The organism is Streptomyces sparsus, assembly GCF_054776295.1.
The window spans coordinates 1-2,695 of record NZ_BAAHCA010000673.1; the positions used below are offsets into that span (position 1 = coordinate 1).

Annotated in this window: 2 protein-coding genes; both read right to left on the bottom strand. The window is 71.5% G+C overall.

Annotated features, from left to right (window positions below; genetic code table 11):
- Nucleotides 1-68 precede the first annotated feature (68 nt).
- Nucleotides 69-1,262 carry a glycoside hydrolase family 64 protein gene (locus ACYVE9_RS21950; RefSeq protein WP_461029611.1) on the bottom strand — a complete coding sequence of 398 codons (1,194 nt, stop codon included), beginning with the start codon at nucleotides 1,260-1,262 and terminating at the stop codon, nucleotides 69-71.
- 350 nt (nucleotides 1,263-1,612) lie between these two features.
- Nucleotides 1,613-2,695, bottom strand: a 1,083-nt coding sequence (locus ACYVE9_RS21955) for a sialidase family protein (protein WP_461029612.1), incomplete at its 5' end; no start/stop codon positions are given.

The window sequence follows — 2,695 nt, forward strand, 5'->3', positions numbered from 1 at the left end:
GGAGGCCCGGGCGGCGGCGGGGCCCCGGAGCCCGCGGGGTGACCGCCGCGCGCCCGGCTCCTCCCGGCCTACTCGAAGGACTCGAGGGTGATGGTGGCGTTCTTCGGGTCGCCGTCGTGGACGAGCGACTCGTGGTTGCCGACGTCGTCGAAGGCGAAGGCGTACGCCTTGCCGTCGGCCATCGCCTCGTGCACCAGCCGTGCGTAGTGGTTGGTCACCGGGTCCTGGTAGAACCCGGACGCGTCGGCGTCGGGCTGCTCGGAGTTGGTGAGCAGCGTGGTGCGGTGGAAGCCGGCGCACAGGGTGCGCGAGATCGGGCCGCGCACGTGGTCGTTCGGGGCGTCCAGCTGCTTGTGGCAGCCGAAGATGCTGTCGCTGTCCGGCTTCTCGAAGCTGGTGACCACCGAGCCGGAGGTGTCGGTGAAGTTCATGACGTCACCGGAGACCCGGCCGTGGAACTTGGTGTCCGGCTCGTGCGAGAACGGCGTCACGGTGAGCGTGTTGTCGCGGTAGTGGTCCCACACGCGGTTGACGTAGTCGTCCATCGAGTCCGTGGGGAGGTCACCGGTGCCGATGGCGTGGCCGGGGGAGAGGGCCCGCAGCACGGTCCCGTCCGGCCGGGTGTGGATCAGGTCGGACCAACCGGGCTGGTTCCTCAGGGAGTCGAAGAAGTCGCCGTAGGCGCCCGGCTTGAGCTTGCCGGTGGTCTGGGTCCTCCCGTCGGAGCCCTCGACGCCGACCGAGTAGGGCGCCGAGAACATGTCCACCTGGGTGCTGTTGATCCACACCCCGGAGTCGTTCAGCGTGTACTCGGTCCAGTTGAACAGCGTGTCCCGGTTGGGGTCGCTCGGGTTCTGCACGGCCGGCTGCACGAGGCCGCCGGTGGCGAGCTTGAAGGTGAGCTTCTCGCCGTACGAGTAGTACACGCGGCCGGAGAACTTGGGCAGCTGGATCGTCATGGACTCACCGGCGGCCGGGCCCTCCATCGACGCGTCGGGGGCCTCGATCGGGACCTCGGCGCCCGCCGGCCAGGGGTGGAACGTTCCGTTCTCGTCCGCCCAGCCCTGCTTGCCGCTCTCCAGGTCGGTGCCGATGTTGTAGACGTAGATCTGCTCGCTGCGCCCCGAGTCGTTCTTCAGGGTGATCGGGATGGTGTCGGCTATCGCGGCTTCCGCATTTGACTGGGTGCCGACGGCGGTGAATCCCGCTCCGGCGACCGTTGCGGCGGCAAGCGTCGCCAGCAGTTTCTTGGGGGCACGCACGCTTGTTTCTCCTCGTGTGGGGGGTGGTGCTGTGGGGCACGAGAGGCCTCGGGCGTTGTGAGGGACAGCCCTTGGGGGCTCCCGCTGTGATGCCTTCCGCCGCGGGTCGAGCCGACGGCGGCGGCCGGGGGCACAGTCCGGCACTCGCTCCCGTGGGGTGAGAGCGCTCTCAGAACCTACGCCGGAAGGGGCGGCGGACGTCAAGGTCCGGGACGGCACCAATCGCCGATCCAGGTGAATCCCTCAACTGCGTCCACCCGTCCCGACAGCCCGGGTTCCGGCCCGTTCCGGGGATTCCCGCAGGTTCCTCGGCCCCGGCCCCGGCCCACGGCGACCGTGCCCGTACGGCGTCAGGACCGGGAACCGGCGGCGAGCGCGTCCACCGCGACCCGGGTGAAGGTGAGCGTCTCGTAGGGGGACTTGACGCCCTTCTCGTGCAGGACCCCCAACGTGTCGTCGTCGACCCGCACCAGATCCGAGTAGGCCGAGCGGTCAGACGTCAGGCGCGGACCGGTGCGCCAACTGCGGCCCTCGTCGTCACTGACCCGCAGCGTGAGGGACCTGCGGGCGTCCGGATCGGCCGGACCCGAGTAGACGAGGTGGGGCGCCGCCCACAGCGTGCTGCCCTGCACCACCGGGCCGCGCAGGGCGGGCCGGGCACGGTAGGGCGCCAGCAGCGACGTGCCGCCCGGAGCCAGGTAGGCGTCCGCGCGGGTCGCCGTCGAACTGCCCTTCTGCACCCGCACGTTGCTGTACACCCGGCCGTCGGGCAGCTCGGCGAAGGTGTTCTCGTCGATCCCCGGCCCGTCCTCCGACGGCTGCGCGACATAGCCGAGTCGCCACGTCCGCCCGCCGTCGTCGCTGTACAGCGAGTGCGCCCCCGGCCGGTACCGTCCCGACGAACCCGCCGGTCGGTGGCTGTGGTTGGCCGGCACCAGCAGCCGACCCGGACGCGGTCCGTGCCGCAGCGCCAGCGCGTGGCCCGGCCCGGTGCCGTACCAGTTCCAGTTGCCGGGCTTCACCTGGTCCGTGATCTCCCGAGGCGCACCGAAGGTTTCGCCGACGTCGTCGCTGCGCTGCACGAACACCCGGCGCCGCCCCATGACGCCGTGCTCGTTGCGGCAGCTCAGCAGGACGACGTCACCGGTGCCCGGATCCACCACCGGTGAGGGATTGCCGATCGTGTCGCGGCCGGCGTCCGCCACCACCCGCAACGGCCCCCAGGTGCAGCCGCCGTCCCGCGACCGCCGCACCACCACGTCGATGTCACCGTCGTCCGCGAGCGACACCCTGCGCCCCTCCGCGAACGCCAGCAGCACCCCGTCGGCCTCGACGACCGCCGGGATGCGGAACCCCCGGTAGCCCTCGGTACGCGCCGCGAACGGCACCGACTCGGTGCAGGCCGCGCCACCGCGCGGCCCGCCCACGTCGGA